Origin of the sequence: Limnohabitans sp. (assembly GCF_036804465.1) — a bacterium.
Lineage (GTDB): Bacteria > Pseudomonadota > Gammaproteobacteria > Burkholderiales > Burkholderiaceae_C > Limnohabitans.
Window position 1 is genome coordinate 83,145 of the sequence record NZ_DAIRSK010000011.1, and the last position, 19,048, is coordinate 102,192.

Here is a 19,048-nt window from a genome sequence, read left to right on the forward strand (position 1 = left end):
AGTCAGTGTCCGCGGCGAACGCGCAGCACTTCGTCCAAGATGAGACAAATCGCACCCAGCGTGATGCCGCTGTCGGCCAGGTTGAACGCGGGAAAGTGAATGCCAGCGTAATGAAAGTCCAAAAAGTCCACCACATAGCCGTACAGCACACGGTCAATCACATTGCCCACGGCACCGCCCAAGATGCAGGCAATGGCAAAGCCAAACAGCTTTTGACCAGGATGCTTTTTGAGCATCCACACCATGGCGATGGTGGCCACCATGCCAAGACCTGTGAAGAACCAACGCTGCCAGCCGCCCGCTGTGGCAAGGAATGAAAACGCAGCGCCCTCGTTGTGCACACGCACGATGTTGAAAAAGCTGCTGACTGCAAAACCCTGACCCAATTGATACGTGCTGACGATGAGCACTTTGGTGAATTGGTCTGCCAAGAGCACCAAGGTGGCGAGTCCTAACCACACCCAATAAGAGGTGGTGTTGCGAATGAAAGTGTGGCGTGCCATGTGTGCTTTCTTTCGTGCGTCGTTTAGGCGAAGTGACGCAGTTCACCAGCGCCGTGCAAGTTGCTGTCGCAACGGCCGCACAGGGTGGGGTGAGTGGGGTTGTGGCCTACGTCATCGCTGTAGTGCCAACAACGGTCGCACTTGGTGGCTGCGCTGGCTTTGACCTTCACAGCCCCGTTCTCATCCTTGATGAGAACAACCTTGGAGGTGATGAAGACGAACTTCAAGTCCTCGCCCAACGAAGCCAGCGCGTCATAGCTTGCACCGTCGCAGTGGATGACCAGCTCGGCTTGCAGTGATGCACCTACTAAGCCCTCTGTGCGTTTGTTTTCGATTTCTTTGTTGGCCATCTCACGCATCTGTTGGATGTTGTGCCACTTGTCCAGTAACGCAGTGTTGACTGCGCCGAGCTCGGTGAAAGTCTCCAAGAAAATCGATTCAGACTTGCCAAACGTGGTCCACGCCTCTTCAGCGGTGAAGCTGAGAAACGGAGCCATCCAGCGCACAAAAGCGTGGGTGATGTGGTGCAACGCAGTTTGTGCGCTGCGACGAGCAATTGATTTGGGCGCTGTGGTGTACAGGCGGTCTTTGAGCACATCCAAATAAAAAGCGCCCAAATCTTCCGAGCAATACAGCTGCAACTTCGACACCACGGGGTGGAACTCATACGCATCAAAGTGCGCGCGAATCTCGGCTTGCACTTGCGCCGCGCGCGACAGCGCGTATTGGTCGATCTCTAACAAATCATCAAAGGCCACGGTGTCAGTGGCGGGGTCAAAGTCGCTCACGTTGGCGAGCAAAAAGCGCAAGGTGTTGCGAATGCGGCGGTACGCATCGACCACGCGGGCCAAAATTTTGTCGTCGATGTTCAGGTCGCCCGAATAGTCGGTGGAGGCCACCCACAAGCGCACGATCTCGGCGCCCATCTTGTCGCTCACCTCTTGCGGTGCGACGGTGTTGCCCAAGCTTTTGCTCATCTTGCGGCCTTGGCCGTCGGTGGCAAAGCCGTGGGTCAACAGGCCTTTGTAGGGCGCACGGTCGTACAAGGCGCAGCCGAGCAACAAGGAGCTGTGGAACCAACCACGGTGTTGGTCATGACCTTCTAAATACAAATCGGCTTCGGGAATCGAGTTGTCGGGTGAGGCGTGGAAAGGCGCGCGGTGGTTCACGCCAAAGTTGTAGGCGTCTTTGTGGCTGCCGCGCAGCACATGTTGGAAGGTGGAGCCCGAGTCAAACCACACTTCCAAAATATCGGTGCTTTTGGTGTAGTGGGTGGCGTCGTCGCCTGGCTGGTGGAGGATGTCCTCTACCGTCACGCGGCTCCAGGCTTCGATGCCGCCTTGCTCCACGATGTCGGCTGCTTGGTCCATGATGGCCATGGTGCGTGGGTGCAACTCGCCGCTGTCTTTGTGCAAAAAGAAGGGCACAGGAACGCCCCAGCTGCGTTGGCGCGAGATGCACCAGTCGGGGCGGTGGGCAATCATGTCGCGCAAGCGCGCACGGCCGTTGTCGGGGTAGAAGTGGGTGTGGTCAATCGCGTTCAGCGCAAGTTTGCGCAGTGATTGGCTCGACTTGTCGGTGATGAACTTGCCGGTGGTTTTTTCGGTGGTGTTGTCAAATTCATCCATGCGAATGAACCACTGCGCCGCTGCGCGGTAGATGACCGGCGTTTTGTGACGCCAGCAATGCGGGTAGCTGTGCGTGATGGTTTGCGTGGCCATCAAGCGGTCTGCGTTGTGCAGGGCTTGCAAAATGACGGGCACCGCTTTCCAGATGTGTTGACCACCGAACAGTGGAAAGTCTGCCGCATACGCGCCGTTGCCTTGCACGGGGTTCAAGATGTCGGTGTACTTCATGCCGTGGGCCATGCATGAGTTGAAGTCATCTACGCCGTAGGCAGGCGCGCTGTGCACAATGCCTGTGCCGTCCCCTTCACCCACGTAGTCGGCCAAGAACACAGGAGCGGTGCGTTGGTAGCCAACGTCCACAGCGCTCAGTGGGTGGTTGAATTCAATCAGGCTCAGCTTGTCGCCCGTGGCAGTGGCGAGCACTTGGCCCGCGAGCTTCCATCGTTCCAAACACGTGTCCACCAAGGATGCGGCGCACACCATCAAACCACGCTCGGTATCCACCAAGGCGTAGTGGATGTCTGCTTTCATGTTGAGCGCTTGGTTGGCAGGGATGGTCCAAGCAGTGGTGGTCCAGATCACGGCGAACGCTGGCTTGTCGAGCTGGGGCAAGCCAAACGCCGCAGCCAATTTTTCGGGTTGGGCGCACAAAAAAGCCACGTCAAGTGTGTCGCTTTTCTTGTCAGCGTATTCAATTTCAAACTCGGCCAAAGAGGAGCCGCAGTCAAAACACCAGTACACAGGCTTTAAGCCACGGTAAACAAAGCCACGCTCCATCACGCGTTTGAAGGCACGCAACTGGCCCGCTTCGTTGGCGGGGTCCATGGTGCGGTAGGGGCGCTCCCAGTCGCCCAACACGCCGAGGCGTTTGAAGTCTTCGCGTTGTTGGTTGATTTGCTCCGTGGCAAAGGCGCGGCTCTTGGCTTGCATGTCGTCGCGGCTGAGTTGGCGGCCATGCAGTTTTTCAATCGCGTTTTCAATCGGCAAACCGTGGCAGTCCCAGCCGGGAATGTATTGCGCATCAAAGCCTGCGAGCTGCTTGGATTTGACAATCATGTCTTTCAGCACTTTGTTCAGCGCATGGCCAATGTGCAGCTTGCCGTTGGCATAGGGCGGGCCGTCGTGCAACACAAACAGCGGAGCGCCATGGCGAGCCACGCGCAGTTTTTTGTACAAGCCTTCTTCATTCCACTTCTGGGCCCACGCGGGCTCGCGTTTGGGCAAGTCACCACGCATGGGGAACGGGGTGTCCATCATGTTCAGTGTGGAACGGTAGTCCGTGGAAGAGGGGGTGGCTTTGTCGGTCATGGCTGTCTCAGGTCAGAGGCTCTAAAAAATAAGGATTCGCGGGGCAATTCGCAGCACAGGGGGCCGCACGCCCCCTCAAATTCGGGCTGCGAGCCAAGCGCGTGCGTCAGCGCAATCTTGATGAATGCCTTGCATCAAGGCGTCCAGACCGTCGTACGTCAGCTCGTCATGTAATTTGTGTAGCAGTTCCACGCGAATGATTTTACCGTAGCCCCCCTCGGCATCTAGGCTTTCGGGCCAGTCTAGGCAATGCGTCTCAAGCAGCACGCGGCCACCGTTCACATCCGAGGCGTCAAGCGAGGGGCGTATGCCCAAATTGGCCACGCCCGCCAAGGGCTGGTCGGTCAAGCCGTGCACCTGCACCACAAAGATGCCGCTGGCCGCGGGCTTCCAGTGCGTGAAGCGCAAATTGAGCGTGCGGCAGTTCAGCTCGCGACCCAGCTTGCGGCCATGCACCACATGGCCCGAAACGGCATAGGGGCGGCCCAGCAACTGCGTCACCTCTTGCATGGCGCCACGGCTCATGGCTTCACGCACGGCGGAGCTTGACACGCGCAAGCCACGCACTTCGTAGCTGTTCATGCGGGCCACATCAAAGCCCAGTGTTGAGCCAGCGGCGTCAAGCATGCTGTAGTCACCCGTGCGTTTTGCGCCAAAGCGAAAGTCATCACCCACCAGCACATATTTGACGCCCAAGCCTTTGAGCAGCACTTCTTCGATGAAAGCCTCTGGCTGTTGCGAGGCAAAGTCTTGGTTGAAGGGCAGCACCACGCATTGTTGGATGCCACATGCGCGCAACTCATTGAGTTTGTCACGCAGGGTGGCGATGCGCGCGGGGGCCAGGTCGGGCTGTTGATGCAGCTTGGCAAAGAAGTCGCGCGGGTGTGGCTCAAACGTCATCACGCAACTGGGCACGCCGCGTTGGCGAGCCTCGTTTCTCAGGAGGGCCAGCATGGCTTGGTGGCCCCGGTGAACGCCGTCAAAGTTGCCAATGGTCAAAGCGCAAGACTTGGCCAGCAGCGGATGATGAAAACCTCGAAAAATTTGCATAAAAAGTCTAGCAGGTGAGTGGCATAAAACTGTCACTCTTTCAGGTTATATTGTCTCTGATAGATGGGCATTCCCGAACGGTCGTTGATAAAGCGAATGGAGGTCAGGTTTGAAGGTCTTGAAACTGTCAGCCCAAGGGCTACCGCAGTCATGGATTTCACTAGAACAAGCAGTGATTCATTACGCGGCTGAAGAAGTACGCTGGGAATCCGGCGGCGAAGTGGCAGTGTTTCACGGCGGCACCAACGCCATCACAGGGCAGCAGTCCATCATCACGGTCAACAGCATCATCGGCACAAAAGGCGTGCCCAACATCAACCCGTTTGATTTGAAATCTGGCCTGACCAACGACAAACTTTTCAGCCGCGACCGCAACGTTTGCGCTTACTGCGGCAACCACTTCCACGAATCTGAACTCACCCGCGAACACATTCGTCCCGTGGGCCAAGGTGGCCCCAATGTGTGGATGAACGTGGTGACGGCGTGCAAATCGTGCAACCACCGCAAGGGCAACCGCACGCCTGAGCAAGCGCGTATGCCGCTGCTGTACACGCCTTATGAGCCTTCGCTGTGGGAGGACTTCATCTTGCGTAATCGCCGTATCTTGGCGGACCAGATGGAGTTTTTGATGGCGCATGTGCCTAAGAGTTCTCGGCTCTTGGCTTGAGTCTTTTCGCTCGGTAAGTAGTTCTGACGCTCCGCTGAGAGGGGGATGGGCAGCTTCCTCATGCTGGTGCACCAGAAATCGTCAGCTGCCCATCCCCCTCTCAGCTGCGAATTTCCTGACTCGGTCACCGTCAAGGCGCCAAAAGTGCAGCAACCGCCTTCGGATACATCAAATGCTCCTGCGTCAGCACCCGCGCAGCCAGAGTGTCTGCGGTGTCGTCGGGCAACACAGGCACCACGGCTTGCGCCAATATTTCCCCGTGGTCTAGCTCGGCGGTGACGCGGTGCACGGTGGCTCCGGCAAATTTGCAGCCGGCTTCGATGGCGCGTGTGTGGGTGTTGAGGCCTGTGAAGGCGGGCAGCAGCGAGGGGTGGATGTTGATGAGTCGGCCCTCGTAGTGCCCCACAAAGCCTGGGGTGAGGATGCGCATGAAGCCGGCCAGCACCACGAGGTGGGGCTGGTGTTGGTCGATCTCGGCCATCAAGGCGGCGTCAAAGGCTTCGCGGGGTTGTGGCTGGTCAGCAAAGGCTTTGTGTTCCACCACCGCAGTGGCGATGCCGTGTTGTTGGGCCAAGGTCAAGCCTTCGGCGTGGGCTTTGTTGCTGATGACGGTGCTCACGCGGGCGTTGAGGTGTTTGGCCCAGTTGTGTTCTTGTGCGGTGCGGATGATGGCGGCCATGTTGGAGCCGCTGCCAGAAATCAGGATGACGATGTTTTTCATTGCCGCGAATTATCGCGGGGCAGGCAGCGCTGCTGCGCACAAGGCTCAGTCAAGGCTTAATCGATTTTTGCAAAGCGCGGCTGCATCACACCGTCCATCAGCACTTGTTCGCCAAACATCGCGGCAGGGCGCACCCACAGGCCGTGCGCGCCGTACAGGGCGCGGTAGAGGGTCAGCGGTTCTAGCGTTTCGCTGTGGCGTACCGTCCCTATGACTTCGTATTGGCCACCTTTGTAGTGACGGTAGAGGCCGATGGGAGTTTCAATCAGTGGGGGGAGGTCTTGGTCGTTCATAGGGTGGGACAATACACCTTATGCATCCAAAAGCCCTTGTTGAAGCTTGTACCGAGCTCGTTCGCCTCACTTTGAAGTTTGACCACCCTGCCGATGCGGTGGTGTCTAAGTTTTTCCGTGACTACCGTAAAACCTATGCCTTCGGCCCGCGCGAGCGTGCGGCCTTGGCTGAAACCACCTACAACGTCTTGCGCAACAAACTGCGTTTTGACCACTTTGCGCCTTCGGGCTCTGGCCCCAAAGAGCGCCGCTTGGCCATCCTTGGCTTTGCCCAGCATTTGAAAGACCAAGCGCCTGCCAACAACGCACCCAAAAGCGCCAAGCATGTCAACAACAGCCCGCTCGACTTTTTGATGAGCGCGTTGAACAAGCAAGAAGCCGCTTGGCTCGAAGCCTGCGAAGCCGTGCGCCCTGCCGACCTGATGGATCGCCACCGCCACAACATGCCCGAGTGGTTGGTGGAGCCACTCAAAGCCCAGGTGGGCGAGGGCTTTTGGCCCTTGGTCGAACGCCTCAATGGCGGCGCACCGCTGGACTTACGCGTCAACACCTTCACCGACAAACGCGCCGATGTGCAGCAGGAGTTGAAACTTGCCGGCATCCAAGCGCTGGACACGCCGTTTTCGCCTTGGGGCTTGCGCATTGACGGCAAGCCTGCGTTGTCTGGGCTGGATGCGTTTTCGCGGGGCGCCATTGAGGTGCAAGACGAGGGCTCACAGCTGTTGGCCCTGTTGCTCGACGCCAAGCGCGGCGAGATGGTGGTGGACTTTTGTGCTGGTGCAGGCGGTAAAACCCTGGCCATCGGCGCGTCTATGCGCAGCACGGGCCGCCTGTATGCGTTTGACACCTCAGCCCATCGATTGGAATCACTCAAGCCGCGTTTGGCGCGCAGCAAACTGTCTAATGTGCACCCCGCTGCCATTGCGCACGAGCGCGATGAACGCGTCAAGCGCTTGAGCGGCAAGATTGACCGTGTGTTGGTGGATGCACCTTGTTCAGGCCTAGGCACCTTGCGCCGCAACCCTGATTTGAAGTGGCGTCAGTCGCCTCAAGCCATCGAAGAGTTGACGGCCAAACAAACCGCCATCTTGGCCAGCGCGGCGCGCTTGGTGAAGTCGGGTGGTCGCTTGGTCTATGCCACTTGCAGCGTGTTGCCCGAAGAGAACGAGGCCATTGCCCAGGCTTTCAGCGCAGCGCACCCCAACTTTGTACCGTTGTCCGTTGCAGACACGCTGACTGAGTTGAAAGTAGCCAATGCAGCCACTCTTTGTACGACTGAGGGCTTGTATTTGCGCCTTTGGCCTCACCTGCATGCAACAGATGGCTTTTTTGCTGCGGTTTGGGTAGCCAAATAAGGCCTAAAACTCTAAAATTAAGTGCTAATTCATAAAAATGAAAGAACGACATGTTGTTACCCAATTGGGCTTGGCTGGATGCCACTTTGAACTGGCTGAGCTACGGCCTGCTTGATTTCTCTGGCTGGCAAGTCTTCATCGTCACCATGGTGCTCACCCACATCACCATTGCCAGTGTGACGATTTATTTGCACCGTCACTCGGCTCACCGTTCGTTGGACCTGCACCCCATCCCTGCGCATTTCTTTCGTTTTTGGCTGTGGCTCACCACGGGTCAAGTGACCAAAGAGTGGACGGCCATTCACCGCAAGCACCACGCCAAGTGCGAACAAGCCGATGACCCGCACAGCCCTCACATCCATGGCATCAAAACCGTGCTGTTCACAGGCGCTGAGCTGTATCGCAAAGAGTCCAAAAACCTGGACACGCTTGCGCGTTACGGCCACGGCACGCCTGATGACTGGATTGAGCGCAACATCTACACCCGCTTTTCATGGCAGGGCGTTGCCTTGATGCTGATCATCAACTTGGCCTTGTTTGGTGCTTTGGGTCTGACCGTGTGGGCCGTGCAAATGATGTGGATTCCCATCACGGCCGCGGGCATCATCAACGGTGCCGCGCATTATTGGGGTTATCGCAACTTTGAGGCACCAGATGCCAGCGCCAATATTTCGCCTTGGGGCATCCTGATTGGCGGCGAAGAGTTGCACAACAACCATCACACCTATCCCACCTCGGCCAAGTTGTCGGTCAAGCCTTATGAGTTTGATTTGGGCTGGCTCTACATCCGAATTTTGGAAACCTGTGGTTTGGCCACCGTCAAAAAGTCGGTGCCCAAGCTGGCTTTTGGTGACATCAAGCCTGTGGCTGACGAAAAAACCTTGGAAGCCGTCATTGCCAACCGATACGAAGTGATGGCCAATTACGCACGACAGTTGCGCTTGACGGTGAACCAAGAGTTGGCCAAGCTACCCACTTTGCCTTCAGACTCCGTGTTGATGGCAGCCAAGCGTTGGATGCACCGCGACGCCGAGAAGGTGCCTGCTGCCATGTTGGCGCAGCTCGCCGCAGCGCGTGCCGCTTTGCCCGACGTGGACACCATGGTCAAGATGCGTGAAGAGCTGCGCCAGTTGTGGCTCAACACCCACCTCAACCGTGCTCAACTCGCGCAAGACCTGCAAGCGTGGTGCAAACGCGCTGAGGCCAGCGGGATTGCGGCTTTGCAAGAGTTCTCCATGCACTTGCGTGCGGCGCGTGTGTAAGCGTTTTGGGTAGGCAATAAAAAACCCGCTGATCGCAAGATCAGCGGGTTTTTTGATGGGGCCAGCCTGAATTACTTCAGCTTGGTTTCCTTGTATTCCACATGCTTGCGAGCTTTGGGATCAAATTTCATGATCAACATTTTCTCGGGCATGGTTTTCTTGTTTTTGCTGGTCGTGTAGAAGTGACCAGTACCTGCTGTAGATTCCAGCTTGATTTTCTCGCGTCCGCCTTTGGATGCCATGATCGTGTCCTTTCAGTAACTGGAATTAAGCTTGACCGCGCGAACGCAAGTCAGCCAACACGGCGTCGATGCCGTTTTTGTCGATCAAACGCAGAGCTGCGCTAGAGACGCGCAAGCGCACCCAACGGTTTTCAGTCTCTACCCAGAAACGGCGGTATTGCAGGTTAGGCAAAAAACGACGTTTTGTTTTGTTGTTTGCATGGGAAACATTGTTCCCAGACATTGGGCCTTTGCCCGTGACTTCACATACGCGTGCCATATGGACACTCCCTATCAACAGCGGTCGTTCCTACGAGCGCCTCACCTCGCCAAAAGGGTGGCGGTAACCCATCTGTTCGCTGAATTCAGCAAAGCCTTAGATTGTATCGCTTTTTAACAACGCCACTGTCAATGTGATTCTTGCTCTAAAAAGCGTTGAGCGTCCAAGGCCGCCATACAGCCCGTACCCGCGCTGGTGATGGCTTGTCGGTAGATGTGGTCTTGCACGTCGCCGGCAGCAAAGACGCCCGGCACGCTGGTCATGGTGGCAAAGCCCTCAGAGCCACTCTTTGTCAAGATATAGCCCCCCTTCATATCCAACTGGCCTTCAAAAATGCCGGTGTTGGGGGAGTGGCCTATGGCAATGAAGCAGCCTTGCGTGGCAATGTCGCGGGTGCTGCCGTCGGCCGTGCTCTTCAAACGCACGCCTGTCACGCCAGAGGCGTCGCCCAGCACTTCATCCAAGGTGCTGTTGGTTTCGAGCACGACCTTGCCTGCGGCGACTTTGTCCATGAGCTTGTCGATCATGATGGCCTCTGCCTTGAAGGTGTCGCGGCGGTGCACCAAGTGCACTTTAGAAGCAATGTTGGACAAATACAGGGCCTCTTCCACCGCGGTGTTGCCACCGCCAATCACGCTGACCACTTGGTCGCGGTAGAAGAAACCGTCACAGGTGGCGCATCCCGACACGCCTCGGCCCATGAAGGCTTCTTCAGAGGGGAGCCCCAAATACTTGGCCGATGCGCCCGTGGAGATGATCAGGGTGTCGCAGGTGTAAGTGCCGCTGTCGCCTGTCAAGGTGAAAGGACGCTTGCTGAAGTCGACCTTGTGGATGTGGTCAAACACGATTTGGGTGTTGAAGCGCTCAGCATGCTCTAAAAAGCGTTGCATCAGCTCTGGGCCTTGCACGCCGTGCACGTCGGCGGGCCAGTTGTCCACTTCGGTGGTGGTCATCAATTGGCCGCCTTGGGCCATGCCAGTGATGAGCAAGGGTTTCAAATTCGCGCGAGCCGCGTAGACGGCGGCTGTGTAGCCAGCAGGGCCAGAACCGAGAATTAATACTTTGGCGTGTTGTTGTTGGGTAGACATCAGGAGGGGCAATCAAAGGGAGAATAAAAGCCAGATTGTAAGAACCTCTCTTTTTACCCCTGACGGAACAAGGTTGCCGCTCGGGTAAGCTCTGCCTCTAGACATGACTTACTCGCTCAACACACTCAAGAACGATCCTCGCGCCTCTGCCGCCGCTGGGGACAAAAAGCCCACAGGTTTTCGTCGCTTTGCGCAAGAAATTGCGCTGACCGCAGGCTTTGTGTTCATGGCCTTTTGGTTGCTGGCGCTGCTCACCCATTCGCCGATGGACCCTGCGTGGACGACGTCTGGCACGGGCAACGCCGTGCGCAACTTTGGCGGTCGCTTGGGCGCTTTGTTTGGCGACCTGAGTTTTTTCATGTTGGGTTATTCGGTTTGGTGGTGCTATGCCGCGGCCTTGGTGTCGTGGCTGGCGGCTTTGGCTAACCGCTTGCGTGACGAAGACGAGCCGCAGCCTGAGCACAGCAGCTGGCGCTACACGCGCTTTGCGTTTTGGTCTGGATTGGCCTTGTTGCTGATATCGAGCACCGGCCTCGAATGGACGCGCATGTACCGCTTTGAAGACCATTTGCCTGGCCATGTGAGTGGCGGCGTGTTGGGCTATTTGGTGGGGCCATCGAGCTTGAAGTGGCTGGGCTTTAACGGCTCGGGTTTGATTTTCATTGTGTTTGGCGTGGTCGGCGCATCGTGGGTGTTTCGCTTCTCATGGGGGCAAACCGCTGAAAACATTGGCGCCGTGTTAGACGGCTTGTACGAAAGATGGCGCGAGCGCCGTGAGCGCGAAGAAGACGTTGCTTACGGTCTGGTAGCGGCCCGCGAGCGCGAAGAAGTGGTGTTTGAAGAACGCGTTGAAATCAAGGAGCACCCCCCTATTGCTGTGCACATCGAGCCAGAAATGATCGAAGTGCCCAAAAGCGCGCGCGTGGCCAAAGAGCGTCAAAAAACACTGTTCACCGATGCGGCCACAGATTCGCGCTTGCCTCAAGTTGACCTGCTGGACGAACCGCTGATTCGCCAAGACACCGTGGCGCCTGAAACGCTCGAGATGACCAGCCGCATGATTGAGAAAAAACTCAAAGACTTCGGCGTGGAAGTGCGGGTGGTGGCAGCTTCTCCAGGCCCAGTCATCACACGCTACGAAATTGAGCCCGCGACTGGTGTGAAAGGCTCGCAAGTGTTGAACCTGGCCAAAGATTTGGCGCGCTCACTCTCCTTGGTGTCAATTCGCGTGGTCGAAACCATTCCTGGCAAAAACTTCATGGCCTTGGAGTTGCCCAATGCCAAACGCCAGTCCATTCGCTTGAGCGAAATTTTGGGCTCTGATGTGTACAACGAATCCAAGTCCATGCTCACCATGGGTTTGGGCAAAGATATTGTGGGCAATCCCATCGTGGCGGACTTGGCCAAAATGCCGCACGTCTTGGTGGCGGGCACCACGGGTTCAGGCAAATCGGTGGGCATCAACGCGATGATTTTGTCCTTGCTCTACAAGGCTGACGCACGCGATGTGCGTATTTTGATGATTGACCCCAAGATGTTGGAAATGTCGGTGTACGAAGGCATTCCGCATTTGTTGGCCCCTGTGGTCACTGACATGCGCCAAGCGGCCCACGGGCTGAACTGGTGCGTGGGCGAAATGGAAAAACGCTACAAGCTCATGAGCAAACTCGGCGTGCGCAACCTCGCGGGCTACAACGCCAAAATTGACGAGGCAGCGGCACGCGAAGAATTCATCTACAACCCCTTCAGCTTAACGCCCGAGCAGCCCGAGCCGCTGCAACGTTTGCCGCACATTGTGGTGGTGATTGATGAGTTGGCCGATTTGATGATGGTGGTGGGCAAAAAGATTGAAGAACTCATTGCGCGCCTCGCGCAAAAGGCGCGTGCAGCAGGCATTCACTTGATTTTGGCCACGCAACGTCCGAGTGTGGATGTGATCACGGGCCTCATCAAAGCCAACATCCCAACCCGTATCGCCTTCTCGGTGGGCTCCAAAATTGACAGCCGCACCATCCTCGACCAAATGGGCGCTGAAGCCTTGTTAGGCATGGGCGACATGCTCTACATGGCCAGCGGCACAGGTTTTCCGGTGCGTGTGCACGGCGCGTTTGTGAGTGATGAGGAAGTGCATCGCGTGGTGAACTACCTCAAAAGTCAAGGCGAACCCGACTACATCGAGGGCGTGCTCGAAGGCGGCACGCTCGACGGCGATGGCAGCGGCGCTGGCCCTGATTTGTTTGGCGAAGTACCCGCCGAAAAAGACCCGATGTACGACCAAGCCGTTGAGGTGGTGCTCAAAAATCGCAAGGCCAGCATCTCGTTGGTGCAACGCCACTTGAAGATCGGCTACAACCGCGCCGCACGTTTGGTGGAAGACATGGAAAAAGCAGGCATGGTCAGCGCCATGAGCAGCAATGGCCAACGCGAAATTTTGGTGCCCAAGCGTGATGACTGAGCGTGTTGCCATGAGCGCGCTGCGCCATGCAGGTGTTGTGCTGACAGCCTTGTTGCTCAGCATTTGCGTCGTCCATGCCAATAGCTTGGATAGCTTGGAAACGTTTTTGAAGTCCACCAAAAGTGGCCGCGCTGATTTCACGCAAGTGGTCACGCCACCCGCCAAAGCTGGGCAGACCTCGGCGCGAATCAAAACCTCGACGGGGCAGTTTTCATTCATGCGGCCCACGCGTTTTCGTTTTGATTACCTCAAGCCATTTCCACAAGTCATCGTGGCCGATGGTCAAACCTTATGGCTGTACGACGCTGACCTTGAGCAAGTGACAGCCCGCAAACAAGCGCAAGCCTTGGGCAGCTCGCCGGCCGCTTTGGTGGCCACGGCGGCAGACGTGAGCGCTTTGCAAAAAGAGTTCAACCTTGAAGCGCAGGCAGATGCTGACGGCCTGCAATGGGTGCAAGCCACCCCCAAAAACCGCGACAGCACGATTCAATCGGTGCGCATGGGTTTACATACCGATGGCGCGCAGGTCAGCCTTGCCAAGCTAGAGATTTTTGACGCCATGGGCCAACGTTCGGTGCTGAGCTTTGAGCGCTTTGATGTCAACCCCACCAACCTAGGTGCAGCGCAATTCAACTTTGTGCCGCCCAAAGGCGTGAGCGTCATTCGCCCTTGAGCGTTGGCATGACACAGGCCACGCCCCTGTTGCAAGGTTTGCCGCCATTGCTGGATGCCAACACGCGTTTGTTGGTATTGGGTAGTTTTCCCGGTGTGGCGTCGCTGCGTGCGCAGCAGTATTACGGCCACCCACAAAATCAATTTTGGAAAATCATGGCCACGCTGCTGTCGCCCAATGCAGCAGAGGTGTTGGCCATGGCTTATGCCGAGCGAACTCAGTGGCTGCTCAGTCAAGGTGTGGGTTTGTGGGATGTGTACGCTGCGTGTGAACGCCAGGGCAGCCTAGACGCCCACATTCAAAATGCTCAGCCCAATGATTTTCAAAGCCTGCGCACACGCTGCCCCGCGCTCGTGGCGATTGCGCACAACGGCGGCGAAAGCTTCAAACACGCCAAGCTCACGCGGGCTTTGGGTTTGCCGGTGCATCGCTTGCCGTCCACCAGCCCTGCGCATGCGAGTTGGACGTTTGAACGTAAGTTAGACGCTTGGCGTGGGGTTTTTCATGCCGCAGGTTTGTTGCGCTGATGAACGTTCGCGTTGGATGATGAAAGCGTTGTCTGCAGCTGTAAATCCTACTTTTGGGTAATAGCCCATGGCCGCAGGGGCCGACAGAAGAATCAAAGAAATCTCGGGACTGAGCCCTTCGCTACACTCAAGGTCAGAACAAATCAAAGCCTTTTTAAGAGTGTCTTCCACCCACATTCCCCTTGCCGAACGCTTGCGCCCGCGCACGCTGGGCGACGTCATCGGCCAGCAGCATCTGCTGGGCGAGGGCATGGCGTTGCGCGTGGCGTTTGAGTCGGGCCAGCCGCACAGCTGCATTTTGTGGGGGCCGCCAGGGGTGGGCAAAACCACCATCGCGCGTTTGATGGCGGATGCGTTTGATGCGCAGTTTTTGTCCATCAGCGCGGTGTTGGGCGGCGTGAAAGAAATTCGTGAATCGGTAGAGCAGGCGACTGCCGCACGCGATTCGCTCGACCCCAAACGCACCATCATGTTTGTGGACGAGGTGCACCGTTTTAATAAAAGCCAGCAAGACGCGTTTTTGCCGCATGTCGAATCGGGGCTGTTCACCTTCATTGGTGCGACCACTGAGAACCCTTCGTTTGAGGTGAACTCGGCGTTGCTCTCGCGCGCCGCGGTCTATGTGTTGCAGTCGCTCAGTGTGGACGACCTCACGCAAATCATTGCCAAAGCACAAACGATAGGCGCTGTGCCTGCTTTGGAAGAGGCCGCTTTGCAGCGACTCATCGCCTACGCCGATGGCGATGCGCGGCGCTTGCTCAACACACTCGAAACCTTATCGGTGGCTGCCAACCGCGAGCAGCTAGCAGAAATCAACGACGCATGGCTGATGCGCGTGCTGGGCGAGCGCATGCGCCGTTACGACAAAGGTGGCGAACAGTTTTACGACACCATCAGTGCGCTGCACAAATCGGTGCGCGGCTCTGACCCCGATGCGGCTTTGTATTGGTTGGTGCGCATGCTCGATGGCGGGGCGGAGCCCAAATACATGGCTCGCCGTTTGATTCGCATGGCGGCTGAAGACATTGGCTTGGCCGACCCGCGTGCCTTGCGTTTGGCGCTGGACGCGGCAGAGGTGTATGAGCGTTTGGGCTCACCCGAGGGCGAGCTGGCGCTGGCCGAATGCGTGGTGTATTTGGCAGTGGCCCCCAAATCGAACGCGGTCTACAAGGCCTATAAAGAAGCCAAGGCCCTCATCAAAAAAGACGGCACACGCCCCGTGCCCATGCATTTGCGCAATGCCCCGACCCAGATGATGAAAGACATGGATTGGGGCAAGGGCTACCGTTATGCTCACGACGAAGAAGACGGCTTTGCTGCGGGCGAGAACTACATGCCGCAAGGCTTGGAAACTACGAGTTTTTACCGACCCGTTGAGCGCGGCTTAGAGATCAAAATCGCCGAAAAATTGCGTCAATTGCAGTTAAAAAACAAACAAGCAGGGCTTTAACAGATGGACGTTTTGCTTCAACAGGTCATCAACGGCTTGGTGCTGGGCAGCATGTACGCGTTGGTGGCCTTGGGCTACACCATGGTCTACGGCATCATCAACCTCATCAACTTCGCGCATGGCGAGGTGTTGATGATTGGTGCGCTGTGCAGCTGGTCGGTCATCGGTTTGCTGCAACCCCTCATGCCCAACACCCCAGGCTGGGTGTTGTTGCTCATCTCCATGGTGCTGGCATCGATCGCAGCGGCAGCGCTGAACTACGCCATTGAAAAAATTGCCTATCGCCCGCTGCGCAATGCGCCCAAGTTGGCGCCGCTGATCACCGCCATTGGCATGTCGATTTTGTTGCAAACCTTGGCCATGATTGTTTGGAAGCCCAACTACAAACCTTTTCCCGCTCTGTTGCCCACCACGCCGTTTGAAATGGGTGAGGCCGTCATCACACCCACACAGCTGATGATTTTGGGTTTGACTGCGGTGGCTCTGGCGGTGTTGTCGTGGTTGGTCAACCGCACCAAGCTTGGCCGCGCCATGCGTGCCACCGCTGAGAACCCAGGTGTGGCCAGCCTCATGGGTGTCAAGCCCGATGTGGTGATTTCTGCCACTTTCATCATTGGCGCGGTGCTGGCCACGATTGCGGGTGTGATGTGGGCCATGAACTACGGCACGGCGCATCACGCCATGGGTTTTTTGCCTGGCCTCAAAGCATTTACCGCGGCGGTGTTTGGCGGCATTGGCAACTTGGGCGGGGCGGTGGTGGGTGGCTTGTTGTTGGGGCTGATCGAGTCGATTGGCTCGGGCTATTTGGGCGAGCTCACAGGGGGTGTGCTGGGCAGCCACTACACCGACATTTTGGCGTTTGTGGTGTTGATTGTCGTGCTCACGCTGCGCCCCTCGGGCCTGCTGGGCGAGCGCGTGGCAGATCGGGCTTGACCACATGTTGCAGCACAACATTTTCTCCAACCGTTGGCTCTTGGCCGCTGTGTTGCTGGTGTTGCCGCTGGTGCTGCAAAACTTTGGCAATGCGTGGGTGCGCATTGCCGACATGTCGCTCTTGTATGTGTTGCTGGCGCTGGGCTTGAACATCGTGGTGGGTTATGCGGGCTTGCTGGATTTGGGCTATGTGGCCTTCTTCGCCGTGGGTGCGTATTTGTTTGCCTTGTTGGCGTCGCCGCATTTGACAGATGTGTTCCCTTGGATTGCGGTGATGTTTCCCAACGGTTTACACCTGAGTCTGTGGTGGGTCTTGCCCTTGGCCGCGGGCTTGGCAGGCCTGTTGGGTGTGTTGCTGGGTGCACCCACTTTGAGGCTGCGTGGCGACTACTTGGCCATCGTCACCTTGGGGTTTGGTGAAATCATCCGCGTGTTTTTAAACAACCTCGATCACCCTGTGAACATCACCAACGGGCCCAAAGGTTTGGGACAAATTGACGCGGTCAGTGTGTGGGGTCATCCGCTCTCCAAACGTTTGGATTTGGGCTTCATCGAGTTGCCGTCCGTCACCTTGTACTACTACCTCTTCCTCACCTTGGTGGTGGTGAGTGTGGTGGTCTGTCACCGCTTAGAGAACTCGCGCATTGGCCGTGCCTGGATGGCGATTCGTGAAGACGAAATTGCTGCCAAGTCCATGGGCCTCAATACGCGCAATTTAAAGCTCATGGCTTTTGGCATGGGGGCCACTTTTGGCGGGGTGTCGGGCGCCATGTTTGCGGCCTTCCAAGGTTTTGTGTCGCCTGAGTCATTCAGCCTCATGGAGTCTGTGATGATTGTGGCGATGGTGGTGTTGGGAGGCTTGGGGCATTTGCCTGGCGTGATCTTGGGTGCGGTGTTGTTGGCCGCGCTGCCTGAGGTGCTGCGCTATGTGGCGGGACCTTTGCAGGCCATGACCGATGGCCGTTTGGATGCGTCCATCTTGCGCCAGTTGTTGATTGCCTTGGCCATGGTCACCATCATGCTGTGGCGACCCCGCGGTTTGTGGCCCACGCCCGAGCATGGTCAGACCCTTCATTCGCAAGGCCTGCCAAAATGAGCGATCTCGTATTCAAGGTCGCAGGTATCTCCAAACGTTTTGGCGGCTTGCAAGCCCTCAGCGATGTGGGCATGCAAATTGAACGTGGCCAAGTCTATGGCTTGATTGGCCCCAACGGTGCTGGCAAAACCACCTTTTTCAACATCATCACCGGTTTGTACACCCCCGACAGCGGCAGCTTTGAGTTGGCTGGCAAGCCCTATGAGCCCAGCGAGGTGCATTTGGTGGCGCAGGCGGGCATTGCGCGCACGTTTCAAAACATCCGTTTGTTTGGCGAGATGACCGCACTTGAAAACGTGATGGTGGGTCGTCATGTGCGCACCAGCTCTGGCTTGCTCGGGGCGATTTTTAGAACTGCCCAATTCAAAGCCGAAGAACTGGCCATTGAGCAACGCGCGCGCGCGCTGTTGGACTATGTGGAGATTGCCAACTTGGCCGATTACAAAGCTCGCACGCTGAGCTACGGCGATCAGCGCCGTTTGGAAATTGCCCGCGCCTTGGCTACGGACCCGCAACTCATTGCGCTGGACGAGCCTGCAGCTGGCATGAACGCCACCGAGAAAGTGCAGCTGCGAGCCTTGATTGACAAAATTCGCAGCGACCACCGCACGGTGTTGTTGATTGAGCACGATGTGAAGTTGGTGATGGGTCTGTGCGACCGCGTGACCGTGCTCGACTATGGCAAGGTGATAGCACAAGGTACGCCTGCCGAAGTGCAGCGCGACCCTCAAGTGATTGAAGCCTATCTCGGCACGGGAGGGCATTGAGATGACACACGACAACGCCGCGGTGTTGCTCAACGTCAGCGATGTGAAGGTGGCTTACGGCGGCATCCAAGCGGTCAAAGGCGTCAGCTTCGCGGTGCGCGCGGGTGAACTGGTGTCGCTCATTGGTTCGAATGGTGCTGGAAAAACCACCACCATGAAAGCCATCACAGGCTTGCTGCCTTTGGGTGGCGGGCATATCGCGTTGGCAGGCAACACGCTTGCAGGTCTTGGCCCTTGGGATTTGGTGCAACAAGGCTTGGTCATGGTGCCAGAAGGGCGCGGGGTGTTCACCCGCATGACGATTGTGGAGAACCTACTGATGGGTGCTTACATTCGCAATGACAACGCAGCCATTGCCGACGATGTTGAGCGCGTGTTCAACACATTCCCCCGCCTCAAAGAACGCCGCGACCAATTGGCAGGCACCCTGTCTGGTGGTGAGCAACAAATGTTGGCCATGGGCCGTGCGTTGATGAGTCGCCCCAAAGTGTTGCTGCTGGATGAGCCGTCGATGGGGTTGTCACCCCTCATGGTGGACAAGATTTTTGAAGTGATTCAAGAGGTGTCAGCACAAGGCGTGACGATTGTGTTGGTCGAACAAAACGCCAGTAGAGCTTTGCAAATTGCAGACCGCGGCTATGTAATGGATTCGGGTCTGATCACGCTGAGTGGCAATGCCCATGAGCTGCTGCACAACCCCAAAGTGCGCGAAGCTTATTTGGGCGAATAAGTCGCAGAGCAAATCAGGGCTGACCCCTGCATCATCCCAAG

Annotated in this window: 19 protein-coding genes; 11 read left to right on the plus strand and 8 right to left on the minus strand. The window is 57.0% G+C overall.

Annotation, left to right across the window (positions count from 1 at the left end):
• Positions 1–2: 2 nt before the first annotated feature.
• From lspA to V7Q41_RS07700, 3 genes are all read right to left on the minus strand, one after another.
• Positions 3–503, minus strand: coding sequence for a signal peptidase II (lspA, locus tag V7Q41_RS07690; protein WP_333845036.1), 501 nt, complete (start codon positions 501–503; stop codon positions 3–5).
• Positions 504–526: 23 nt separating this feature from the next.
• A complete protein-coding gene (ileS, locus tag V7Q41_RS07695) occupies positions 527–3,439 on the minus strand; it encodes an isoleucine--tRNA ligase (RefSeq protein WP_333845039.1) in 2,913 nt (970 codons plus the stop codon).
• Between the two features lie 75 nt (positions 3,440–3,514).
• A complete protein-coding gene (locus V7Q41_RS07700) occupies positions 3,515–4,489 on the minus strand; it encodes a bifunctional riboflavin kinase/FAD synthetase (protein ID WP_333845042.1) in 975 nt (324 codons plus the stop codon).
• Between the two features lie 109 nt (positions 4,490–4,598).
• Between V7Q41_RS07700 and V7Q41_RS07705 the strand changes: the two genes are divergently transcribed.
• The gene (locus tag V7Q41_RS07705) at positions 4,599–5,156 is read left to right on the plus strand and encodes an HNH endonuclease (protein WP_333845045.1); all 558 of its coding nucleotides are present in this window, start codon (positions 4,599–4,601) and stop codon (positions 5,154–5,156) included.
• A 130-nt stretch (positions 5,157–5,286) separates the two neighbouring features.
• Here V7Q41_RS07705 and purN read toward each other — a convergent pair whose 3' ends face one another.
• Both purN and V7Q41_RS07715 read right to left on the minus strand, forming a co-directional pair.
• The gene (purN, locus tag V7Q41_RS07710) at positions 5,287–5,877 is read right to left on the minus strand and encodes a phosphoribosylglycinamide formyltransferase (RefSeq protein WP_333845048.1); all 591 of its coding nucleotides are present in this window, start codon (positions 5,875–5,877) and stop codon (positions 5,287–5,289) included.
• Positions 5,878–5,933: 56 nt separating this feature from the next.
• Positions 5,934–6,170, minus strand: coding sequence for a DUF1653 domain-containing protein (locus V7Q41_RS07715; protein WP_333845051.1), 237 nt, complete (start codon positions 6,168–6,170; stop codon positions 5,934–5,936).
• Positions 6,171–6,190: 20 nt separating this feature from the next.
• Between V7Q41_RS07715 and V7Q41_RS07720 the strand changes: the two genes are divergently transcribed.
• A complete protein-coding gene (locus tag V7Q41_RS07720; protein WP_333845053.1) occupies positions 6,191–7,525 on the plus strand; it encodes an RsmB/NOP family class I SAM-dependent RNA methyltransferase in 1,335 nt (444 codons plus the stop codon).
• Positions 7,526–7,575: 50 nt separating this feature from the next.
• Complete coding sequence (locus V7Q41_RS07725; protein WP_333845056.1) at positions 7,576–8,787, plus strand: DesA family fatty acid desaturase; 1,212 nt, start codon at positions 7,576–7,578, stop codon at positions 8,785–8,787.
• A 71-nt stretch (positions 8,788–8,858) separates the two neighbouring features.
• Here the strand turns inward: V7Q41_RS07725 and rpmG are convergent, their stop codons facing one another.
• The 3 genes from rpmG to trxB all read right to left on the minus strand — a co-directional run bounded on the left by rpmG (position 8,859) and on the right by trxB (position 10,376).
• Positions 8,859–9,029 (minus strand): 50S ribosomal protein L33, encoded by a 171-nt coding sequence (gene rpmG, locus V7Q41_RS07730; protein ID WP_100131508.1) that lies wholly within the window; start codon positions 9,027–9,029, stop codon positions 8,859–8,861.
• A gap of 25 nt (positions 9,030–9,054) precedes the next feature.
• Positions 9,055–9,288: a 50S ribosomal protein L28 gene (gene rpmB, locus V7Q41_RS07735; RefSeq protein ID WP_100131507.1), complete on the minus strand. Its 234-nt coding sequence runs from the start codon at positions 9,286–9,288 to the stop codon at positions 9,055–9,057.
• A gap of 128 nt (positions 9,289–9,416) precedes the next feature.
• Positions 9,417–10,376 (minus strand): thioredoxin-disulfide reductase, encoded by a 960-nt coding sequence (gene trxB / locus V7Q41_RS07740; protein ID WP_333845067.1) that lies wholly within the window; start codon positions 10,374–10,376, stop codon positions 9,417–9,419.
• 103 nt (positions 10,377–10,479) lie between these two features.
• On the opposite strand from trxB, the gene V7Q41_RS07745 reads away from it, so the two are divergent.
• The 8 genes from V7Q41_RS07745 to V7Q41_RS07780 all read left to right on the plus strand — a co-directional run bounded on the left by V7Q41_RS07745 (position 10,480) and on the right by V7Q41_RS07780 (position 19,007).
• Positions 10,480–12,831, plus strand: a complete 2,352-nt coding sequence (locus V7Q41_RS07745) for a DNA translocase FtsK (RefSeq protein ID WP_333845070.1) — start codon at positions 10,480–10,482, stop codon at positions 12,829–12,831.
• Positions 12,832–12,841: 10 nt separating this feature from the next.
• Positions 12,842–13,504, plus strand: a complete 663-nt coding sequence (gene lolA, locus V7Q41_RS07750; RefSeq protein ID WP_333845072.1) for an outer membrane lipoprotein chaperone LolA — start codon at positions 12,842–12,844, stop codon at positions 13,502–13,504.
• A gap of 8 nt (positions 13,505–13,512) precedes the next feature.
• Positions 13,513–14,031 carry a DNA-deoxyinosine glycosylase gene (locus V7Q41_RS07755; RefSeq protein ID WP_333845074.1) on the plus strand — a complete coding sequence of 173 codons (519 nt, stop codon included), beginning with the start codon at positions 13,513–13,515 and terminating at the stop codon, positions 14,029–14,031.
• 160 nt (positions 14,032–14,191) lie between these two features.
• The gene (locus tag V7Q41_RS07760) at positions 14,192–15,481 is read left to right on the plus strand and encodes a replication-associated recombination protein A (RefSeq protein ID WP_333845076.1); all 1,290 of its coding nucleotides are present in this window, start codon (positions 14,192–14,194) and stop codon (positions 15,479–15,481) included.
• Positions 15,482–15,484: 3 nt separating this feature from the next.
• The gene (locus tag V7Q41_RS07765; protein ID WP_333845079.1) at positions 15,485–16,414 is read left to right on the plus strand and encodes a branched-chain amino acid ABC transporter permease; all 930 of its coding nucleotides are present in this window, start codon (positions 15,485–15,487) and stop codon (positions 16,412–16,414) included.
• A 4-nt stretch (positions 16,415–16,418) separates the two neighbouring features.
• On the plus strand, positions 16,419–17,510 hold the full coding sequence (locus tag V7Q41_RS07770) for a branched-chain amino acid ABC transporter permease (RefSeq protein ID WP_333845081.1): 1,092 nt from the start codon (positions 16,419–16,421) through the stop codon (positions 17,508–17,510).
• A complete protein-coding gene (locus V7Q41_RS07775) occupies positions 17,507–18,277 on the plus strand; it encodes an ABC transporter ATP-binding protein (RefSeq protein ID WP_333845084.1) in 771 nt (256 codons plus the stop codon). Before V7Q41_RS07770 ends, V7Q41_RS07775 begins: the two co-directional genes overlap by 4 nt.
• Before the next feature lies 1 nt (position 18,278).
• Positions 18,279–19,007, plus strand: a complete 729-nt coding sequence (locus V7Q41_RS07780; protein ID WP_333845087.1) for an ABC transporter ATP-binding protein — start codon at positions 18,279–18,281, stop codon at positions 19,005–19,007.
• Positions 19,008–19,048: the final 41 nt, after the last annotated feature.

Excerpts from the sequence above, each read along its gene's own strand:
- V7Q41_RS07720 (WP_333845053.1), top strand. The coding sequence starts at position 6,191 with ATGCATCCAAAAGCCCTTGTTGAAGCTTGTACCGAGCTCGTTCGCCTC.
- rpmB (WP_100131507.1), bottom strand. The coding sequence starts at position 9,288 with ATGGCACGCGTATGTGAAGTCACGGGCAAAGGCCCAATGTCTGGGAAC.
- V7Q41_RS07725 (WP_333845056.1), top strand. The coding sequence starts at position 7,576 with ATGTTGTTACCCAATTGGGCTTGGCTGGATGCCACTTTGAACTGGCTG.
- ileS (WP_333845039.1), bottom strand. The coding sequence starts at position 3,439 with ATGACCGACAAAGCCACCCCCTCTTCCACGGACTACCGTTCCACACTG.
- V7Q41_RS07745 (WP_333845070.1), top strand. The coding sequence starts at position 10,480 with ATGACTTACTCGCTCAACACACTCAAGAACGATCCTCGCGCCTCTGCC.
- trxB (WP_333845067.1), bottom strand. The coding sequence starts at position 10,376 with ATGTCTACCCAACAACAACACGCCAAAGTATTAATTCTCGGTTCTGGC.
- V7Q41_RS07715 (WP_333845051.1), bottom strand. The coding sequence starts at position 6,170 with ATGAACGACCAAGACCTCCCCCCACTGATTGAAACTCCCATCGGCCTC.
- lspA (WP_333845036.1), bottom strand. The coding sequence starts at position 503 with ATGGCACGCCACACTTTCATTCGCAACACCACCTCTTATTGGGTGTGG.
- V7Q41_RS07700 (WP_333845042.1), bottom strand. The coding sequence starts at position 4,489 with ATGCAAATTTTTCGAGGTTTTCATCATCCGCTGCTGGCCAAGTCTTGC.
- purN (WP_333845048.1), bottom strand. The coding sequence starts at position 5,877 with ATGAAAAACATCGTCATCCTGATTTCTGGCAGCGGCTCCAACATGGCC.
- V7Q41_RS07775 (WP_333845084.1), top strand. The coding sequence starts at position 17,507 with ATGAGCGATCTCGTATTCAAGGTCGCAGGTATCTCCAAACGTTTTGGC.
- V7Q41_RS07780 (WP_333845087.1), top strand. The coding sequence starts at position 18,279 with ATGACACACGACAACGCCGCGGTGTTGCTCAACGTCAGCGATGTGAAG.
- V7Q41_RS07765 (WP_333845079.1), top strand. The coding sequence starts at position 15,485 with ATGGACGTTTTGCTTCAACAGGTCATCAACGGCTTGGTGCTGGGCAGC.
- V7Q41_RS07770 (WP_333845081.1), top strand. The coding sequence starts at position 16,419 with ATGTTGCAGCACAACATTTTCTCCAACCGTTGGCTCTTGGCCGCTGTG.
- lolA (WP_333845072.1), top strand. The coding sequence starts at position 12,842 with ATGAGCGCGCTGCGCCATGCAGGTGTTGTGCTGACAGCCTTGTTGCTC.
- V7Q41_RS07755 (WP_333845074.1), top strand. The coding sequence starts at position 13,513 with ATGACACAGGCCACGCCCCTGTTGCAAGGTTTGCCGCCATTGCTGGAT.
- rpmG (WP_100131508.1), bottom strand. The coding sequence starts at position 9,029 with ATGGCATCCAAAGGCGGACGCGAGAAAATCAAGCTGGAATCTACAGCA.